Here is an 18227-nt window from a genome sequence, read left to right as displayed (position 1 = left end):
CACGAATCACGAATCACGAATCACGAATCACGAATCACTTAAAACATGGCCCGCCTCTATCTCGCCTCTCGCTCGCCCCGGCGCCTGTCGCTGCTGGCGCAGCTCGGCGTTCACGCGCACGTGCTGCCGGCGGACGTCGACGAGACGCCGCGGCCCGGCGAGCCGCCGGCCGCGCTGGCGCTGCGGCTGGCCGGGGACAAGGCACGGCGTGCCTGGGAAATGGTGCAGGCGCAGGGGCTGCCGCCGGGGCCGGTGCTGGGCTCGGACACGGTGGTGGCCTTGGCGGACGGCCGGGTGCTCGGCAAGCCGGCGAATGCGGCGGACGGTGTGGCCACCCTGCTGCAGTTGGCCGGGCGCAGCCATGAGGTGATCACCGCCGTGGCCCTGCACGGCCCTCAGGGCGAACGGACCGCCGTCAGCCGCAGTCGGGTGACCTTCCGCGCCATCGACGAGGCGGGCGGCTACGCCATCCAGGGTTTGGGCGCGGTCTTCGTGGAGCGCATCGAGGGCTCCTACAGCGGGATCATGGGGCTGCCGCTCTTCGAGACGGCGGCATTGTTGAAGGCGTGCGGGATGGAGGTGCTGTGAGCGAGGAGGTGCTGATCAACGTCACGCCCCAGGAGATCCGGGTCGCGCTGGTGGAAAACGGCGTGCTGCAGGAGGTGCAGATCGAGCGGGCGCGCAGCAAGGGGCTGCTGGGCAACATCTACAAGGGCCGCGTCAGTCGCGTGCTGCCCGGCATGCAGGCCGCCTTCGTGGATATCGGCCTGGAGCGTGCCGGCTTCCTGCATGCCGCCGACGTGATGGGCGGCATCGGCGAGCGCGAGGAAGCGCTGGTGGACACCGGCGAGCCGCCCATGGAACCCTCGCATGCCCCGCGGCCCATCAACGAGCTGCTGTACGAAGGCCAGCAGGTGGTGGTGCAAGTGGTCAAGGATCCGCTCGGCACCAAGGGCGCGCGCCTGACCACCCACATCACGCTGCCGGCGCGCTTCCTGGTCTACATGCCCTTTGTGCGCCACCTGGGCGTGTCCACACGCATCGAATCCCCGGAGGAGCGCGCCCGGCTCAAGGGTGTCATGGAGGGGCTGATCCCGCCGGAGGAAGAGGGCGGCTACATCATCCGCACCATGGCCGAGGGGGCTTCCGCCGAGGAGCTGGCCCGCGACGTGGCCTTCCTGCGCAAGCTCTGGCAGGCCATCCGCAGCCGCATCGAGGAGTCGGCGGCGCCCGCCGAAGTGCACCAGGACTTGAACCTGGCCATGCGCACCATGCGCGACGTGATTTCCGAGGACATCCAGAAGGTGCGCATCGACTCGCGCGAGACCTACCAGGCGGCGCTGCGCTTCGCGGAAAAGCTGATCCCGGAGGTGGTGGACTGCATCGAGCTCTACACCGGCGAGCGCCCGCTCTTCGAGCTCTATTCCGTGGAGGACGAGATCGCCCGCGCCCTGGACCGCAAGGTGCCGCTCAAGTCCGGCGGCTATCTCGTCATCGACCAGACCGAGGCGCTCACCACCATCGATGTCAACACCGGCGGCTTCGTCGGCAAGCGCAACCTCGACGAGACCATCCTCAAGACCAACCTGGAGGCGGCCTCGGCCATCGCCCGCCAACTGCGCCTGCGCAACCTGGGCGGCATCATCATCCTCGATTTCATCGACATGCACGACGAGGAGCACAAGCGCCGGGTGCACCGCGCGCTGGAAAAGGCCCTGGCCCGCGATCGCGTGCGCACCACGCTCACGCAGATCTCCGCATTGGGGCTGATCGAAATGACGCGCAAGCGCACCCGCGAGAGTCTGGCGCGGGTGCTGTGCGAGCCCTGTCCCTACTGCGGCGGCCGCGCCGTGATGAAGACGCCGCAGACGGTCTGCTACGAAATCTTCCGCGAGATCATGCGCGAGTGCCGCGCCTACCCGGCGGAGAAGTTCATGGTGCTGGCCAGCAAGCGGGTGGTGGAACTGCTGCTGGACGAGGAGAACACCGGGCTGGCCATGCTGGAGGCCTTCATCAAGCGCCCCATCACCCTGCAGATCGAGCCCGACTACACCCAGGAGCAGTTCGACATCATCCTGATGTAGCGCCATCTCAGCCTTGCGGTCTGCACGCGGAAGAGCATGGCACGGCCGTGTCGATCGCGGTTTGGACACCATGTTGACGGGTTCGGCTGGAGCTGCCGATAAAAAAGCCCGCCGAAAGGCGGGCTCAATCCTTGAGGAGAAGCCATCGCAACCGTGGCGCAGCGGCGCACCGCTGCGCGGGTTGGATTTAGAAGTAGAACTGCGTCTGCAGCTGGACCACGTTGGCCGAGGTGTCGTCGGTGGTCTTGGCCAGCGCGGGCGTGTCGTACTTGTGGTGTACCCAGTTCAGGCCGACCTTCATGCTGTGGCCCTTCAGGTAGTAGTTGGCGCCGAGCGTGGTGATCTTCTGGGTCTGGTCGGCCCGCTCGGAGTTGTGGTCGAAGTTCTCATAGCGGAACGCCGGCTCCAGGTTGAGGCCGGGGATGAAGTAGCCGGCCTGCACGTACCAGCCCTTCGGCTTGGTCACGAGGCCCGTGGAGGGCTCGGTCTTCATCTCGATGTATTCCGCCTGGGCGGTCAGGCCCTGCCAATGGCCGGAGAGGTCGAGGCCTTGCAGCGTGTAGTCCGCCTCGCCGGTGGCCGAACCGGCGCCCTGCTGCGTGCCGTAGCTCAGGCCCAGGGTCAGATGCTGGCCCTTGCCCAGATGGGCGTCGGACCTGCCTTTCTCCACGAGGCTGGGAGGGGAGAGCTCAATGCGGCCGATCAGGGCAGGACCGCCGCGGGTGTTGGCGCCGCCGTTCACGCCGTCGGCGACGTCGGCGTAGTAGTTGAACATGCCGCCGGCCAGCTTGCCGTGGAGCATGACGTTGGTCTGGTAGTAATCGCCGAAGAACTTCTTGGCCGCTTCCGTGGAGAACGGGCGCTCGACCAGGAGCTGCTTGGAGGAGGAAGTGAGGCTGACGCGGCTGTAGGGCAGCTTTTCCTTACCCACGCGTACGCCGAAGGCGTCGTCGAACTTGTAGTTGAAGTAGGCGTAGTGCAGTTTGGTGGTGGCGCCACCGACGTTCTTCTGGTCGGACTTGTCGGCCTCCAGCACGAAGCCGTAGGTCAGGTTCTTGGTCATGTTGCCGCCGATTTCCAGGCGGGCGCGGCGGATGTACAGGTCACTCTGGGTGGCGAAAGAGGTTACGCCGCCGAGCGTTTCCGTGGTGAGATCACCGTAGTCCCAGCGCGGCTGAAGGCGGACGCGCGCCTTCATGTTGAACTCGCTGCCGTGTTGCACCGTGCCGCCCTTGCTTTCCTTGCCAAGGATGAAATCGTCATCCGCCGCGCTGGCGACGGCGCTCATGCCCGCCACGGCCGTGGCCACGGCCGCCATCAAAACGTACTTACGCATGTAACTCTCCATTCTTTTGGGTGAAACGGGGGGTGAAGCCGAGCGCTATGCTAAGCGGCGCGTATGACGTTTTGATGACAGACTTATGAATATTTGGTTAAAAGCTAATCTGCTGTTGCATTGAGGCCACGCCGGTATGGGTGGTTTCCGGAGGGGCGGGCGGGGTTGTGGGCGTAAGTTGGAGAGCGATGCCGGGGCGGCAAGGCTATAATGTCGGTGACGCCTACGCGCCGAGACCAATATGCTGCATTTTCCTCGTTACCAGAACACGGCCCTCGCCAGGGGGCTGATGATCCTGCTGGCTTGCCTGGCAGCGGGCGGCTGTGCCCATCGGGTGGACGGCCGCCTGCACTATGTCACGCCCGCGCCGGCGGGCGTGCATGCGCCCGAGTTCCGGCGCGCGGCGGAGGCCCTGGGGCAGGCGGAGATCATCGACGGCAACCAGGTCGAGTTGCTGCAGAACGGCGATGAAATCTTCCCCACCATGTTGCGCGCCATCGCCCAGGCCCGGCACACCATCAATTTCGAGACCTATATCTTCTGGTCCGGCAAGGTGGCCCAGCGCTTTGCCGACGCGCTCGCCGAACGCGCCCGCGCCGGCGTGCAGGTCAACGTGCTCCTGGACGCGGTCGGCTCCCGCAAGATCTCGCCGCAGCAGCTGGCGCAGATGGAGGCGGCGGGCTGCCAGGTGGCGTGGTTTCACCCGGCGCGCCTGCGCACCATGGGGCGCCTGAACGACCGAACCCATCGCCGCATCCTGGTGGTGGACGGCCGGGTGGGCTTCACCGGCAGCGTGGGCATCGCCGACCCCTGGCGCGGGCGGGCGCAGAGCCCCGATCACTGGCGCGATACCCAGGTGCGGGTCACGGGTCCGGCGGTGGCGCGGATGCAGGCGGCGTTCGCCGAGGATTGGCAGGAGGCCACGGGCCGGGTCTTTGCCGGCGATGCCTACTATCCCCCCCTGAGCCGGACGGCGGATCATCCGGTGCAGGTGGTCAAGAGCTCGCCGGCGGGCAGCGGCGCGCCCACCATCCGCATGCTCTTCGACCTGGCCATCCGCTCGGCGCGCCAGTCCATCTACATTGCCAACTCGTACTTTCTGCCGGATCGTCTGGCCACTCAGGAACTGGTGGCGGCCCGGCGCCGCGGTGTGGAGGTCAAGATCCTGGTGCCGGGCCGCTGGATCGACGTGGGCGTGGTGCAGGCGGTGAGCCGGGAGAGCTACGGGCCGCTGCTGGCGGCGGGGGTGGAGATCTACGAATACCAGCCGACCATGATGCACGTGAAGGCCATGGTGGTGGATGGCGTGTGGTCGAGCATCGGCTCAGCCAACTTCGACAACCGCTCCTTCGCCATCAACAACGAGATGAACCTTAACGTCTACAGCCGGGATTTCGCCATCGAACTCGAAGGCGCGTTTTTCGCGGATCTGGCCGAGAGTCGACCGGTCACCGCCGGGGAATGGCTGAAACGCTCCGCCTGGCAGCGCTTGAAGGGTGCCGTGCTGGCGCCGATCGAGGCCTATCTGTAGTCGCTGCCCCCCCCCCCCCCCCCCCCCCCCCGCAGGGGCGCCGCCGTGGAGGGACTTGTTGCGGCGTAGCAGTTGGGTGAAGGAAATGGCCGGCAGGGGACGGCTGAAGTAATAGCCCTGGATGCCGTCGCACGCCTGCTGCTGCAGGTAGGCGAGCTGGTCCGCCGTCTCCACGCCCTCGGCGATCACTTTGAGGTTGAGGCTGTGGCCCAGGCTGATGACGGCATTGACGATGGCCGCGTCGCTGGGGTCCACGGTGATGTCGCGCACGAAGGAACGGTCGATCTTGAGCTTATCGATGGGAAAGCGCTTGAGATAGCTCAGCGAGGAGTAGCCGGTGCCGAAGTCGTCGATGGCCAGCCCCACGCCCATTTCCTTGAGCTGGTGCAGGACCACGGCGGCGTGCTCGGGATTGGCCATGATCAGGCTTTCGGTCAGCTCCAGCTCCAGGTACGCCGGCGCCAGGCCGGTCTCGCGGAGCACCTGGTCCACCGTGTCCACCACCGAGCCGCCGTTGGGCCCGAACTGGCGCGCCGAGATGTTGATGGTCACCCGCAGGGGCGGCAGGCCCGCGTCCTGCCAGATCTTGTTCTGAGCGCAAGCCTCGCGCAGCACCCATTCGCCGATGGGCAGAATCAGGCCGCTGTCCTCGGCCACCGGAATGAACTCGGCGGGCGACACCATCCCGCGACCGGGCTTCTGCCAGCGCAACAGGGCTTCCATGCCCATGATGCGGCCGCTTCTGAGATCCACCTGCGGCTGGTAGTTGAGCAGGAACTCCCGTCGCGTCAGCGCCCGCCGCAGATCCTTTTCCAGAGTCATGCGCGTCTGGGTCTGGGTGTTCATGTCCGCCGTGTAGAAATGGTACTGGCTGCGTCCCTCGCGCTTCGCGCGGTACATGGCCATGTCGGCGTTCTTGAGCAGATGGTCGGGATCGCTGTCGTCGAAGGGATAGATGGTGATGCCGATGCTGATGCTGGTGTGGATTTCCTGGCCGTCCAGCAGAAATGGCCGGGAGAAGGCGTCGATCAGCTGCTGCGCCAGCGTGGTCGCGTCGTCCACGTGGGCGACCTGGGTCTGGATCAGGGCGAACTCGTCGCCGCCCAGGCGCGCGACCACGTCATCGGCGGTGATGCAGGCCGCCAGGCGCTTGGTGGCGGCCTTGAGCAGCCGGTCGCCGGTCTGGTGGCCGAGGGCCTCGTTGATGACCTTGAAGCGGTCCAGGTCCAGGAAGAAGACAGCCAGCAGGCGTTCGCTGCGCTTGGCCTGGGCAATGGCCTGCTGCAGCCGATTCTGGAACAGGGCGCGGTTGGGCAGCCCGGTCAGGGCGTCGTAGTTGGCCAGGTAGTGGATCTTGGTGTAGGCCTGCTTTTGCTCGGAGACGTCGCGCCGGATGCCCAGGATGCCCTTGCGCTTGCCGTCGGCGTCGAAAAGCGGCGTCTTGACCACATCGAAATAGCGGGGCGGCTGGCCGGGAATCTTGATGCACTCTTCGCCGCGCCAGGGTTTGCCTGATTTCCAGGCCTTTTCGTCGGTTTTGGCGCAGCTGGCGTAGTACTGGCGGAAAAAGGTGGAGTCCTTGCCCAACTGCACCGCCAGCTCCTGATCCGTCTTGAACTGGTAGGCCACGTCCTGCAGGCCGAAGAGCTGGATTCCGGCGCGGTTGACCCAGAGCCACCTGCCGTTGCCATCCTTGAAAAAAATGGCGTCCGGCGACAAGTCCATCAGCTCGTGCATCATCGAGTCGATCTGCATGTCCAGCGCAGCGGACTGCGGATCAGGTCGACCTTTTTCCCTGTTTGAAATCATGCTTCGTCGATGGCTGGGCCAACCCGCTTGGTGTGAAGGGCGCTCCGCTGCCGAGGAAACGGCGTGCTGCTGCAGAGCGCGCTGATTTTTTAGCTCACTACTTACTTAACTAGCGGAAGGATGGATTCTGTCAAGGGTGGATGGGTTAGGCAAGCGGTATTTGGGATGGCACTGGGAGCGGCGGCAACTCGCTGGGTCGCTCGCGGTGGTTGGAAGTTCAGTAGAAACGTGTTGGGCTTCGCGGCACTCAGTCCAAGCTAGCTGTCTCAGTCCAGCCGACTCACCTGCGCTTGAGGGCAGCGGTAGGAGCGAGTTGGCTCGCGATGGCCTGGGCGCTGGCTTTGGTCGGCGACTGCAGGCTCTTTCGGGATTGGCCACGCCAGCCTGATTGCCCGTGCGTCAGGTCGCCGGGGCCTGCGTGAAAATCTCATCGCCGGGACCTAGGGGCGGAGCCGGGTGCTCCGCCCTTTTGTTGCCCGCCACCACCAGGAAAGCGCCCCAGGGCAAATAAGCAGGCAGGAGTGTCTCCACAATATGCGCCAGGGTTCCGCCATGCGGCAGAAATACTGCACTGCGCAGCACCAAATCCGTTGCAGGCAGGTCGCCAAGCAAAGTTCTGATCTCCCGTTGCGTATGCCAGTGGGCACCGTGGTAGGCCCCCTGCCCGCCACCGCGTCCCTTGCGCCGGTAGAGCAGGCTGCGGCGGTTGAGCAGGCCGATGGCGAAACGGCGGCGGGTTACCCGCAGCATTTCCGCCAGTGCTTGGTGCTGCTCGCGGATGAAACATAAGGCGGTGACGGAGAGGCAGAGATCAAAGCTGCCGTCGGCAAAGGGCAGGGCGCGGGCATCGCCTGGCAGGTACTGCTCCCCTGCCACGGCATGCGCTCGGGCATAGCCCAGGAAGGGAGCGTCGGGATCGACGCCGGTGACCCGCAGCTTGGAATCGGCGACGAAGCGCCGGGTAAAGTAGCCGGTGCCGCAGCCGACATCGAGCAGTGACTCGCCTGGCCGTGGGGCGAGCAGGCGTTCGAGGAGCCGGTATTCGGTTTCGCCGACCCAGGCGCCGCGCGGCCCTTGATACCAGGAATCGTAGGTGGCGGGGGTCAGCGGCACGGGCTTGGGTGTCGGGGATGGCCCGATGGCCGGAGCCCGCCTTTTGCGCACCGTATGCAAGCCGCGGATGTGTTTGGGAGACGGGTTTCAAGAGGTTCGACAGTAAGCCTCGGTTCCCCGACGCGCCTTTTGCCCCGGCGCGGACGTATCGCGCGCACCTGCTCCTCCAGGGCGGAGGTAGGGCGATGGCCTTGCTTCATTTGGCTCCTTCCACCGCCAGTCCCGCCTCTTCCCAAGCCCTGAGGCCCCCCTTCAGCACCATTGCATCCAAGCCCATGTCCCGCAAGGTGGCGGCGGCGAGGGTGGAGCGGCCGCGGCTGCCGCAGTAGAGGATGAGGCGGGCGGCGGGGTCGGGGACGGCGGTTTCGATGCGTGCTTCCAGCCGGAAGCGCGGCAGATTGAGGGCGCCGGGGATGTGGGCGGCAGCGAATTCGTCGGGCTCGCGCACGTCCACCAGCACGGCTTCTCCGCGCTTCAGCAGCGCCTGCACCGCCGTGGGATCGAGGTGGGGCAGGGCGGCTTCCAGATGCTGCAGGTGGCGTTCGTAGCGGTCCATGGCGCCTCCTCATGCCTCGGGCGCCGGGTTCAGGCGCGGGTGGGTTTCCTCGCCGACCACGGCGAGGATCAGGCCGGAGATGATCATGCTGGCGGCCACGAACCAGAAGCCGGCGCTGAGCTGGCCGCTCAGCTGCGCCACCAGGCCCAGGCCCAGGGCGCCGAAGCCGTAGCCGAGATCGCGCCAGAAGCGGTAGATGCCGAGCGCCGAGCCGCGCCAGTTGGGATGAGCGATGTCGGCCACCGCCGCGCCCAGGTTGGGGTAGAGCAGGGCCATGCCGAAGCCGGTGATGGCGGCCGACGCGGACCACCAGGCCACGCCGCTGCCGAGCTGCATGAGGCCGACGCCGACGCCGCACAGGAGCATGCCGGCGGTGATGGGCTTCTGCCGGCCGATGCGGTCCGACAGGGGGCCGGTGACGAGCTGGGAGGCGCCCCAGACGGCGCCGTAGACGCCGATGACCCAGCCGGTTTCGGCCAGGCTCAGGCCGCGGCCGTACAGAAAGACCGGGTAGAAGACCCAGACGATGGCATCCGTGAACTTTTCCACCAGCCCGGCCTGGCACAGGGCGAACATGCGCCTGTCGCGCCAGGACATGAGGGTGAAGACCTCCCAGGTGGAGGGTTGGTCGGCGATGTTGCGCGGGAAGCGGGCCACCGGGCCGCCGGCCTTGCCGGCGGCGAAGCGGGCGCTTTCCGCCTTGGCCCAGGGCAGGGTGTCGCGCACCCAGAGCAGCACCAGCGCCAGGGCCAGCACGATCACGATCAGGCCAAAGACGAAGAGCCCCTGGCGCGGCCCGAGGCCGCTGGCCAGATAGCCGGTGACCACGCCCGCCACGGCCACGGCGAAGTAGCCGGAAAACTCGTTCAGGCCGTTGACGAGGCCCTTCTGCTCCGGCCGGCTGAGATCAAGCTTGGAGGTCAGCGTCATGGACCAGGTAAGGCCCTGGTTGGCGCCGAGCAGCACGGTGGCCGCCACGATCCAGCCCCAGCTCGGGCCATACAGGATCAGGAAGGGAATGGGCAGGGCGCTGAGCCAGCCGAGCAACAGCACCTTGCGCCGCCCCAGCCGCTCCGAGAGGCGGCCGGCCACGAAGTTCATGGTGCCCTTGACGAAGCCGAAGGCGACCACGAAGGCGGCGAGCAGGGTGAAGGAGCCTTGGGGTACGCCGAATTCGGTGGTGGCCAGGGCCGGCACCACGTTGCGCATCATGCCGATGGTCAGCCCCACCAGGAAAACCTGGAGGAGCTGGTGCAGGAACTGCGACAGGTTGCTGCGGATGCCGTGCGTCAGCTCGGCGTGCAGGGCGTCCGCCTTCATCCCCGCTCCTTCTGGTCCTCGGGGAAGGGCAGCACCGTCGCCAGGGCCCGGCGCGTTTCCGTGAATTCCTCCATCTGCTCGACGACGACCTGGCGCATCAGCTCGCAGGCCTCCAGCACCTTGGGCGTGGTCAGGGTGTAGTGGCAGAAGGTGCCGCACTTCTCGCAATGCACCAGCCCGCGTGCCTTGAGGACGTTGAGATGTTGGGAAACGTTGGCCTTGGACAGGCCGGTCAGCTCCACCAGCTGACCGGCGGTGTGCTCGCCGCGGCCCAGAATGTGGATGATCTCCAGGCGCTTGGGGTGGGCGAGGGCGGCGAAGACCTCGGAGAAGAGGGCGAAGCGCGGGTTGGCCACGGTGCCTCCTAAGCGCCCGCGGCCGCCCGGCCGCAGCCCAGGTTGGCCGGCACGGCGCGCTCGATCTGCGCCGGCTTGGGCAGGTTCAGGTTGTCCATGATGGCCACGAACTCGTCCAGGGTCTTGCCGCCGCCCAGGCGCGGATTGCGCAGGCGCTCCTGCTCGATGCTGGACACCCGCCGGTGGTTGTAGTCGTGGCCCGGGTAGACCAGGGTCTCGCCCGGCAGGGTGAAGAGCTTGTCCTGCACCGAACGGTACAGGGCGGCGGCATCGCCGCTCTGGAAGTCGGTGCGTCCGCAGCCGTCGATGAGCAGGGTGTCGCCGGTGAAGACGCGGTCGCCCACCCGATAGCAGAAATCCACGTCCGTATGCCCGGGCGTATGCAACGGCTCGATGCGCAGGCTGCCCAGCTGCAGCGGTTCGCCCTCGCGCACCAGAAGGTCCGCGCAGTCCAGCTTGGCCGGGTCGGGCACGCTGATCTTGCAGCCGGTCAGCTCGCGCAGGCGCTTGGCGCCGGAGACGTGGTCGGCGTGGATGTGGGTTTCCAGGGTATAGGCCAGGGTCAGGCCGAGTTCCTGCAGCAAGGCCAGGTCGCGGTCCACCTGCTCCAGCACGGAGTCGATGAGCACCGCCTGGCGCGTGGCCTCGTCGCCGAGCAGGTAGGTGAGGGTGGAGGTGGTCGGATCGAACAGTTGCCGGAAAATCATCTTGGCTCCTTTTGCCCACTGGGGGCAGTCCAGTTATGGGTAATTGTACATTAGTTAATGAATTTTGCAACTCTTGGGGCGCAGTATAGGGGTCCGACGCCACGCCGTCCTTGATCCTGGTCAAGGCTGCCCGCGCCGGGCCTCGGTATGCTGATATGCTGGTTAGTATCGATTACAACAAGAGCGACGAGGGATGGTGAAGCGAGACATGCGGGCAACCTTGCTGGCGGGCATCCTGGGCCTGTTGCCGGCCGCGGCGGCCCCGGCCGCCGAGCACGACCACCATGGCGCAAGCCAAGCGGCCCCGGCGCTGTCCGGTCCGGTGGACCAGCGCCGGACGCTGGCGCTGGAACCCCGGGAACAGGCCATGCTGCTGCAGGAGATGCGCCTCTTTCTGAGCGGCATCCAGCAGATGACCCAGGCCCTGGCCCAGGATGACATGGCCGCCGTGGCCAAGGCGGCGCGCGCCATGGGCCGGCAGGCGACCCATGATATGCCGCCGAGCCTGATGGGCAAGCTGCCGGCCGGGTTCCGGCAACTGGGCTTCAGCGTGCACAGCGACTTCGACCAGATCGCCCTGGATGCGGAAAGCCTCGCCGATGGCCGGCATACGCTCCGGCAGTTGGACGGCACTCTGAGCAAGTGCATCGCCTGCCACGAGGCTTACCAGGTCGGCGCGCCGATGCTGGCGCCGCTGGGCGACAAGCGCTAGGCATTCCCGCGGCGCCTGGGCGGCCGGCGCGAGGTTGGCGGCGGGCCGGTTCATGCACTATGATCGTGCTAGGACCCCCGCCATGCTCAATGACGCCGACACCACGCTGCTGCGGCAGGCGCCGCTTTTTTCCGCGCTGAGCCCCGACGAACTGGCCCAGATCGCGGCCAATGCCCGTTCCCTGGAACTGGAGACGGGCGCGCTGCTGTTTCGCGAGGGGGACAAGGCGGACGCCTTTTACTTCATCGTCAGCGGCGGCATGCGCCTGTTCAAGCTGGCGCCGGACGGCAACGAGAAGGTGATCGAGCTCATTCAGGCGGGCGAGACCTTCGCCGAGGCCGTGGTCTTTCTCGGCGGGCGCTATCCGGTCTACGCCGCGGCCCTGGGACCGGCCCGGCTGCTGCGCATCGACATGGCGGATTTCATCCGCACCCTCAAGGCCAACAACAGTATGGCCATGAAGATGCTGGCCAGCATCAGCCTGCGCCTGCATCAGCTCATCAACGACGTGCGCGCCCTCAGCCTGGAGACCGCCGGGCAGCGGGTGGCCGGCTATCTGCTCGAGCACTGTCCCGCCCAGTCGGGCACGGCGACCTTCCAACTGCCCGCCCACAAGAACGTCATCGCCTCGCGGCTGGGCATCAAGCCGGAGACCTTTTCCCGGGTGCTGGCCTCCCTGCGCGACCTTGGCCTGATCGAGCTGGACGGTCCGCAGATCCGCATTCCCGATCTGGGCAAGCTGCGGCACTGGCGCGAAACCTGCGTTTGAGCCGACGTACCCGCCCCGGCCGTCTTGACCCAGATCAATGACGCCGAGGCCGTCCGGTCCTAGACTCTTTCCAAGATCCGAAAGCCGCGCCGCCGCGCGGCGCGTGATGTCCGCGAGGCATGGGAGGGGGTATGGCAGAATACCGCGGTTGTGAGTTGCCCGACGATTTGTTCTTCGATCTCGACTATGTGTGGATCCGGCCGGAGGAGGACGGCACCGTCACCCTGGGCATCACCGATCCGGCCCAGACCATGGCCGGGCGGGTGCAGAAGATCCGCATCAAGAAGGTGGGCACGGTCCTGGCGGCCGGCCGGCACGTGGCCACCCTGGAGAGCGGCAAGTGGGCCGGCGGCGTGCCCTGCCCCTTCGCCGGTACCGTGGTCGCGGTCAACGAAGCGGTGCTGGAGATGCCCAACCTGGTCAACATCGATCCTTACCACGACGCCTGGATCGCCAAGGTGCGCCCCGACGACCCCGAGCACGCCTTCGACACCCTGGCGACCGGCGCGGCCGCCGTCGAGGCCCTGCAGAAGTGGATCGACCGCTACGACGTGCAGTGCATGCGCTGCGCGGAATGAGCGGTAGACCGGCGGCTCCGCAATCCGGGCGGCCGGCACGGCGGATCGCGGGCAAGCCCGCTCCCACGGCCGGGGGCGGCAATGGGATGGCGGGCGCGGCGCCGGGGATGGCCCTTCTGAGTGGTTCGCGGCCGCGACGGCGCCTCTTGACCGAGCTCCGGTCCCGCCCCAGCCTTGCCAATCACCAATCACCAATCACCAATCACCAATCACCAATCACCAATCACCAATCACCAATCACCAATCACCAATCACCGGCGACTGCCGTTGTGCGTGGGATTTGGCCGGTAGCCGTGCTCCACGGCCCAGACGGCCGCCTCCACCCGCGAGCGCAGCCGGAGTTTTTTCAGCAGGTGCTTCACATGCACCTTGACCGTGCCCTCGCTGATGCCCAGTTCCCGGGCGATCACCTTGTTGCTCTGCCCATCTGCAACGTGTTCGAGGATGGCGCGCTCCTGCGCGGTGAGGCCGGCTTCCGCGGGTGTCCTGGGCAGGGCGTCCCCGCGCAGGGCCTGGGCCAGGATGCCGGTGAGGAGACTGCTGACGGCCACGCGCCCCTGGGCGGCGGCGTGCAGGCCCGACAGCAGTTCCTGCGGATCCGCGTCCTTGAGCAGGTAGCCATCGGCGCCGCCGCGCAGGGCGTCGACCAGGTCCTCCGCCGCGTCCGAGACGGTCAACATGAGCACGCAGGCGCCGGCATCGTGTGCCTTGAGCGATTTCAGCACGTCGATGCCGCTCATGTCCTTGAGGTTGAGGTCCAGTAGGATGCAATCGGGCCGCAGCCGCCGGGCCAAGTCGATGCCTTCGGCGCCGGAGGGCGCTTCGCCCGCGACCTCGTAGTCGTCCCGGGATTGCAGAAGCTGCACCACGCCCTTGCGGAACAGGGGGTGATCGTCGATGACGAGCACTGAGCGGCGCCGAGGCATCAACGTGGACTCCCGCTCGCGGTGCGCGGCGTGCAGCGGCCGGCGGGCGTGAAGGCCAGGGTGACCCGGGTGCCGGCGGGGCGGCGGGGCGGCGGGGCTCCACCGCGAGCGTGCCGTGCAGGCTGCGCGCCCGTTCCTGCATGATCGCCAGACCGTAATGATGCGCCGCCGGCGCCGCCCGGATGCCGATGCCGTCGTCCTCGACCGTGGCCACGACCGTGCCGTCCGGAGCGCCATGCACGGTGACCTGCGCCCGGCTGGCGCGGGCGTGGTGAACGACGTTGGCCAGGGCCTCGCGCAGCACCTGCAGCAGGTGGATCTCCTCATTGGGCGAGAGCTGCTCGCCGGCCAGCCGCACGTCCAGCGTGATGGGGAGATTGCCGCGCCCGCCGAACTCCCGCACGGTTTGTTCGAGCGCCGGGCCGAGCCCGCCCTCGATTTTCAGGCGGAAGGTGGACAGGAGACCGCGCAGTTGGCGGCAGGCGGTGTCGAGCTCCGTGCCGAGCTCCGCCAGGGCGCCGTCGGCAGCCGGCTGCTTCGGCGCTTCCCGCACGGCGGATTCGAGGCGGGCCACCTGGATGCGCATATAGGCCAGGGACTGGGCGACGGAGTCGTGCAGCTCGCGGGCGATGGCACTGCGCTCCTCCAGCAGCGACAGGCGACGGTGCTGTTCCTGGTGGCGTGCGGTGCCGATGGCCGCGCCGCAGTGGCGGGATAGGGCGTCGAGCAGCTGTTTCTGCCAGGGGGCGCTTTCCCAGCGCTCTGGCAACAGCAGTTGCAGCAAGCCGTGTTGACGCTGCGCATCCTGCAGGGGAACAGCCAGCACGCGCCGGCCGCCGAGCCGGCGCGTGTGCACGCCGCGGCGGCGCAGGCATTCGGCGCAGCCGCTCAAGCGGCAGAAATCGGGATCCGCTTCGCGGCGCAGAGTGGAGGCCAGCACCCGGGCCCGCGCCCGGTCCTCGTCGACCAGACAGGCAATCCCGCGCTCCGCGCCGAGCCCGTTTTCCAGATCCTTGAGCATGATCAGGTAGGTCTCGCGCGCCAGGGGGCCGTTGTAGACCCGCGCGATGGACTGGTACAGCAGATTCAGCGCGCGGTTGCTGCGCTCCAGGTCGGCTGTCTTGGCAGCCACGCGGGCCGCCTGTTCGGCCTGCAGCCGGACCAGGTCTTCCGCCATGCCGTTGAAGGCCCTGCCGAGCTGGCCCAACTCGTCGGCGCCCACGTAGGCGGTGCGGGCGGCGAGCTCGCCCCGGCGGAAGGCGGTTGCGCAGCGCAGCAGTTCGCGCAGGGGAGCGAGCAGTTCGGTGTGCAGGTGGTACAGGGTCACCGCCACGGCGGCCAGGGTGAGGAAGAGCGCGGCGCCGAGGATCCCGCGCACCCATTGGGCCGTGGAACCGGGCAGGGTATTGGCCAGGATGGCGGCGCTGCCGATGCCGAGCACGGTCAGCAGGACGACAGCGCCCAGGCCCGCCCCCAGCCGCAGCAGCAGCGATGATGCGAAGAGCTTCTGCAATGTCCGCATGTGGTTCCGGTCCGACCGACCGTCCTCCCGAAGCAGAGGTGATACCTCCAAGGAGCCGCCAGGGGGCTCCGCCCGCGAGTTTCCAGCTGCAAATCTCATTTTTAGCAATAACTTAGCCGTTCATCAAGCTACCACTTTGGTGGTAGGCGGCCGCTTTTGCCGGCCGGCGCGCACCGGCTGCCCGCCAAACCGCGGCCCGACGGAAAGGTCTCATCCATCGATGAGAGCGATGCGCCTATCCAGGACCCAGGGACAGCCATGGCGACGCAAACCCACCAGCAGATAGCCGTGCTCACCATGAGCACGCTGGCTTTCACCGTTTGCTTCGCGGTGTGGATGATGTTTGCCGTGATCGGCATTCCGATCAAGGAGCAGCTCGGACTCAACGAGACCCAGTTCGGCCTGCTGGCCGCCACGCCCGTGCTCACCGGCTCCCTGGTGCGCCTGCCGCTCGGCATGCTGACCGACAAGTACGGCGGCCGCAGCGTTTTCTTCGCGCTGATGCTGAGTACCGTCCTGCCCCTCTACCTCATCGGCCAAGCCCGCGAGTTCTGGCAGTTTCTGCTGCTGGGGCTCTTCGTGGGGCTGGCCGGCGGCGCCTTTTCGGTGGGCATCAGCTACGTGGCCCGCTGGTTCGGCAAGGCGCGCCAGGGCCTGGCCATGGGCATCTTCGGCGCCGGCAACGCCGGGGCGGCGCTGACCAAGTTCGTGGCGCCGTCCATCGTGGTGGCCTACGGCTGGACCATGGTGCCGACCGTCTACGCCGCCGCCATGCTCGTCATGGCATTGCTCTTCTGGTTCCTGACCTACTCCGACCCGGCGCACCGGGTGTCGGCCACGGTGACCGTGGGCGAGCAGCTGCGTGCGCTCAAGGACCCGCGGGTGTGGCGCTACTGTCAGTACTATTCCATCGTTTTCGGCGGCTACGTGGCGCTGGCCCTGTGGATGACCAAGTACTACGTCGCCGAATACGGCTTTGACATCCGGATCGCCGCCCTGTTCGCCGCCGCCTTTTCGCTGCCGGGCGGCGTGCTGCGCGCCTTCGGCGGCTGGTTGGCCGACCGCTACGGCGCCCATACCGTCACCTGGTGGGTGCTGTGGGTGTCGCTGGTGGCGCTATTTTTCCTGTCCTATCCGCGCACCGATTTCGTCGTTCATACCGTGGACGGTCCTCGGACCTTCCACATCGGGCTCAGTGCCTGGGTCTTCACCGCGCTGCTCTTCGTGGTCGGCGTGGCCTGGGCCTTCGGCAAGGCGTCGGTGTTCAAGTACATCTCCGATCAGTATCCGCACAACATCGGCGTGATCTCCGGCATCGTCGGGCTGATGGGCGGCCTGGGCGGCTTCATCCTGCCCATCCTCTTCGGCGCCCTGGTGGATCTCACCGGCGTGCGCTCGTCGGTCTTCATGCTCCTGTTCGGCATCATCTGGGTGTCGCTGATGTGGATGTACTGGACCGAAGTGCGGCCCATGGCGGCGGCCCGGGAGCGGCAGCGGGCCGCGGCGGGGGACGTGCTGGAATGAGGGGCGATCGGATGCGCGGGACACCATGGGGGAGACAGGCATGGCCACGCATGTGCTGACGAGCTGGAACCCGGAAGACCGGGCCTTCTGGGAGCGCGAGGGCAAGGCGATCGCCCGGCGCAATCTGTGGATCTCCATTCCGGCCCTGTTCCTCGCCTTCGCGGTGTGGATGGTGTGGAGCATGGTGGTGGTGAACCTGCCCAACGTCGGCTTCCGCTTCAGCGAGAATCAGCTCTTCTGGCTGGCGGCGGCACCGGGCCTATCGGGGGCGACCCTGCGCATCTTCTACTCGTTCATGGTGCCGATCTTCGGCGGGCGCAAGTGGACCACCCTGAGCACCGCGGACGTGTCTGCGGTCTTCCTGATCCTGGCTCTGCTCTGCGGCTTCGGCGGCGGCAATTTTTCTTCCAGCATGGCCAACATCAGCTTTTTCTTCCCGAAGGCGGAGAAGGGCACGGCCTTGGGCCTCAACGCCGGGCTCGGCAACCTGGGGGTGAGCGCCATGCAGTTCCTGGTGCCGCTGGTGATCACGGCCGGGGTATTCGGCGCCCTGGGCGGCGAGCCGCAGACCTGGGTCAAGGGAGGGGCGACCCGCGACATGTGGCTGCAGAACGCCGGCTTCATCTGGGTACCCTTCATCGCGCTGGCGACCCTGGCCGCCTGGTTCGGCATGCACGACATCGCCTCGGCCAAGGCCTCCTTCGCCGAGCAGGCGGTGATCTTCAAGCGCCGGCACACCTGGATCATGAGCTGGCTTTACCTGGGCACCTTCGGCTCCTTCATCGGCTTTTCCGCCGGACTGCCGCTCCTGACCAAGTACCAGTTTCCCGACGTGGACCCGACCCAGTACGCCTTCCTGGGGCCGCTGATCGGCGCGTTGTCCCGCCCGCTGGGCGGCTGGGTGGCGGACAAGGTCGGCGGTGCGCGGGTGACCTTCTGGACCTTCATCGTCATGGCGCTGGCGGTACTGGGCGTGCTCTATTTCCTGCGCGGCGAGGCGCATGGCGGCGTGTTCTGGGGCTTCATGGCCATGTTCCTGCTGCTTTTTTTCAGCACCGGCATCGGCAACGGCTCCACCTTCCGCATGATCCCGGTGATCTGCTCGACCATGTTTCGGCGCGAGACCGAGGCGCGCGGCACGGCGCTGTCGGAGGAGGCGCTGCGCAAGGAAGCGGGCATGCTGTCCGCCGCCCTGCTCGGCTTCAGCTCGGCGGTGGGCGCCTATGGGGCCTTCTTCATCCCCAAGGCCTTCGGCACCTCCATCGCCATGACCGGCGGGCCGCAGGCGGCCCTGTACACCTTTCTGCTGTTCTACGTGACCTGCATCGCGGTCAGCTGGTGGTACTACGCCCGCCGCGGCGCGGAAGTGCCTTCTTGAACGCGC

General features: G+C 67.1%; 15 protein-coding genes and 2 pseudogenes. 8 read left to right on the top strand and 9 right to left on the bottom strand.

The features are described 5' to 3' along the window. Nucleotides 1-45: 45 nt before the first annotated feature. Together G579_RS0105835 and rng are read left to right on the top strand one after the other, a co-directional pair. Nucleotides 46-588 carry a Maf family protein gene (locus tag G579_RS0105835; protein WP_028989435.1) on the top strand — a complete coding sequence of 181 codons (543 nt, stop codon included), beginning with the start codon at nucleotides 46-48 and terminating at the stop codon, nucleotides 586-588. Then, on the top strand, nucleotides 585-2084 hold the full coding sequence (gene rng, locus G579_RS0105830) for a ribonuclease G (protein ID WP_028989434.1): 1500 nt from the start codon (nucleotides 585-587) through the stop codon (nucleotides 2082-2084). The genes G579_RS0105835 and rng overlap by 4 nt, the downstream gene beginning before the upstream one ends. A 187-nt stretch (nucleotides 2085-2271) precedes the next feature. On the opposite strand, the gene G579_RS0105825 is transcribed toward rng, so the two are convergent. Beyond that, complete coding sequence (locus G579_RS0105825) at nucleotides 2272-3420, bottom strand: porin (RefSeq protein WP_162142974.1); 1149 nt, start codon at nucleotides 3418-3420, stop codon at nucleotides 2272-2274. Between the two features lie 241 nt (nucleotides 3421-3661). On the opposite strand from G579_RS0105825, the gene cls reads away from it, so the two are divergent. Then, nucleotides 3662-4951 carry a cardiolipin synthase gene (gene cls, locus G579_RS19460; protein WP_081662615.1) on the top strand — a complete coding sequence of 430 codons (1290 nt, stop codon included), beginning with the start codon at nucleotides 3662-3664 and terminating at the stop codon, nucleotides 4949-4951. 108 nt (nucleotides 4952-5059) lie between these two features. On the opposite strand, the pseudogene G579_RS16080 reads toward cls, so the two are convergent. The 6 genes and pseudogenes from G579_RS16080 to G579_RS16070 form a co-directional block, all read right to left on the bottom strand. Next, nucleotides 5060-6688: pseudogene (locus G579_RS16080) on the bottom strand (EAL domain-containing protein); the annotation flags it as partial. A gap of 471 nt (nucleotides 6689-7159) precedes the next feature. After that, complete coding sequence (locus G579_RS16075; RefSeq protein ID WP_230973804.1) at nucleotides 7160-7873, bottom strand: class I SAM-dependent methyltransferase; 714 nt, start codon at nucleotides 7871-7873, stop codon at nucleotides 7160-7162. Nucleotides 7874-8069: 196 nt separating this feature from the next. Beyond that, a complete protein-coding gene (locus G579_RS0105800; protein ID WP_028989431.1) occupies nucleotides 8070-8429 on the bottom strand; it encodes a rhodanese-like domain-containing protein in 360 nt (119 codons plus the stop codon). A 9-nt stretch (nucleotides 8430-8438) separates the two neighbouring features. Next, nucleotides 8439-9749, bottom strand: a complete 1311-nt coding sequence (locus tag G579_RS0105795) for an MFS transporter (protein WP_028989430.1) — start codon at nucleotides 9747-9749, stop codon at nucleotides 8439-8441. Then, the gene (locus G579_RS0105790) at nucleotides 9746-10105 is read right to left on the bottom strand and encodes an ArsR/SmtB family transcription factor (protein WP_028989429.1); all 360 of its coding nucleotides are present in this window, start codon (nucleotides 10103-10105) and stop codon (nucleotides 9746-9748) included. The genes G579_RS0105795 and G579_RS0105790 overlap by 4 nt, the downstream gene beginning before the upstream one ends. Before the next feature lie 8 nt (nucleotides 10106-10113). Next, a complete protein-coding gene (locus G579_RS16070) occupies nucleotides 10114-10812 on the bottom strand; it encodes an MBL fold metallo-hydrolase (RefSeq protein ID WP_051180940.1) in 699 nt (232 codons plus the stop codon). 208 nt (nucleotides 10813-11020) lie between these two features. On the opposite strand from G579_RS16070, the gene G579_RS0105780 reads away from it, so the two are divergent. From G579_RS0105780 to G579_RS0105770, 3 genes are all read left to right on the top strand, one after another. Then, the gene (locus G579_RS0105780; protein WP_028989428.1) at nucleotides 11021-11524 is read left to right on the top strand and encodes a hypothetical protein; all 504 of its coding nucleotides are present in this window, start codon (nucleotides 11021-11023) and stop codon (nucleotides 11522-11524) included. 82 nt (nucleotides 11525-11606) lie between these two features. Next, the gene (locus G579_RS0105775) at nucleotides 11607-12293 is read left to right on the top strand and encodes a Crp/Fnr family transcriptional regulator (protein ID WP_028989427.1); all 687 of its coding nucleotides are present in this window, start codon (nucleotides 11607-11609) and stop codon (nucleotides 12291-12293) included. A gap of 131 nt (nucleotides 12294-12424) precedes the next feature. Beyond that, entirely contained in the window at nucleotides 12425-12871 is a 447-nt protein-coding gene (locus G579_RS0105770; protein WP_028989426.1) for a glycine cleavage system protein H, read from the top strand. Nucleotides 12872-13122: 251 nt separating this feature from the next. On the opposite strand, the gene narL is transcribed toward G579_RS0105770, so the two are convergent. Both narL and G579_RS19695 read right to left on the bottom strand, forming a co-directional pair. Next, a complete protein-coding gene (gene narL / locus G579_RS16065; protein ID WP_038018431.1) occupies nucleotides 13123-13797 on the bottom strand; it encodes a two-component system response regulator NarL in 675 nt (224 codons plus the stop codon). Nucleotides 13798-13951: 154 nt separating this feature from the next. Continuing rightward, nucleotides 13952-15319, bottom strand: a pseudogene (locus G579_RS19695) (histidine kinase); the annotation flags it as partial. 258 nt (nucleotides 15320-15577) lie between these two features. Between G579_RS19695 and G579_RS0105750 the strand changes: the two are divergent. Further along, nucleotides 15578-16843: an MFS transporter gene (locus tag G579_RS0105750; protein WP_028989423.1), complete on the top strand. Its 1266-nt coding sequence runs from the start codon at nucleotides 15578-15580 to the stop codon at nucleotides 16841-16843. Between the two features lie 40 nt (nucleotides 16844-16883). Continuing rightward, nucleotides 16884-18221: an MFS transporter gene (locus G579_RS0105745; protein WP_028989422.1), complete on the top strand. Its 1338-nt coding sequence runs from the start codon at nucleotides 16884-16886 to the stop codon at nucleotides 18219-18221. Nucleotides 18222-18227: the final 6 nt, after the last annotated feature.

It is taken from the genome of Thermithiobacillus tepidarius DSM 3134, from assembly GCF_000423825.1.
Lineage (GTDB): Bacteria > Pseudomonadota > Gammaproteobacteria > Acidithiobacillales > Thermithiobacillaceae > Thermithiobacillus > Thermithiobacillus tepidarius.
This window is presented reverse-complemented; position numbering and strand designations above follow the sequence as displayed.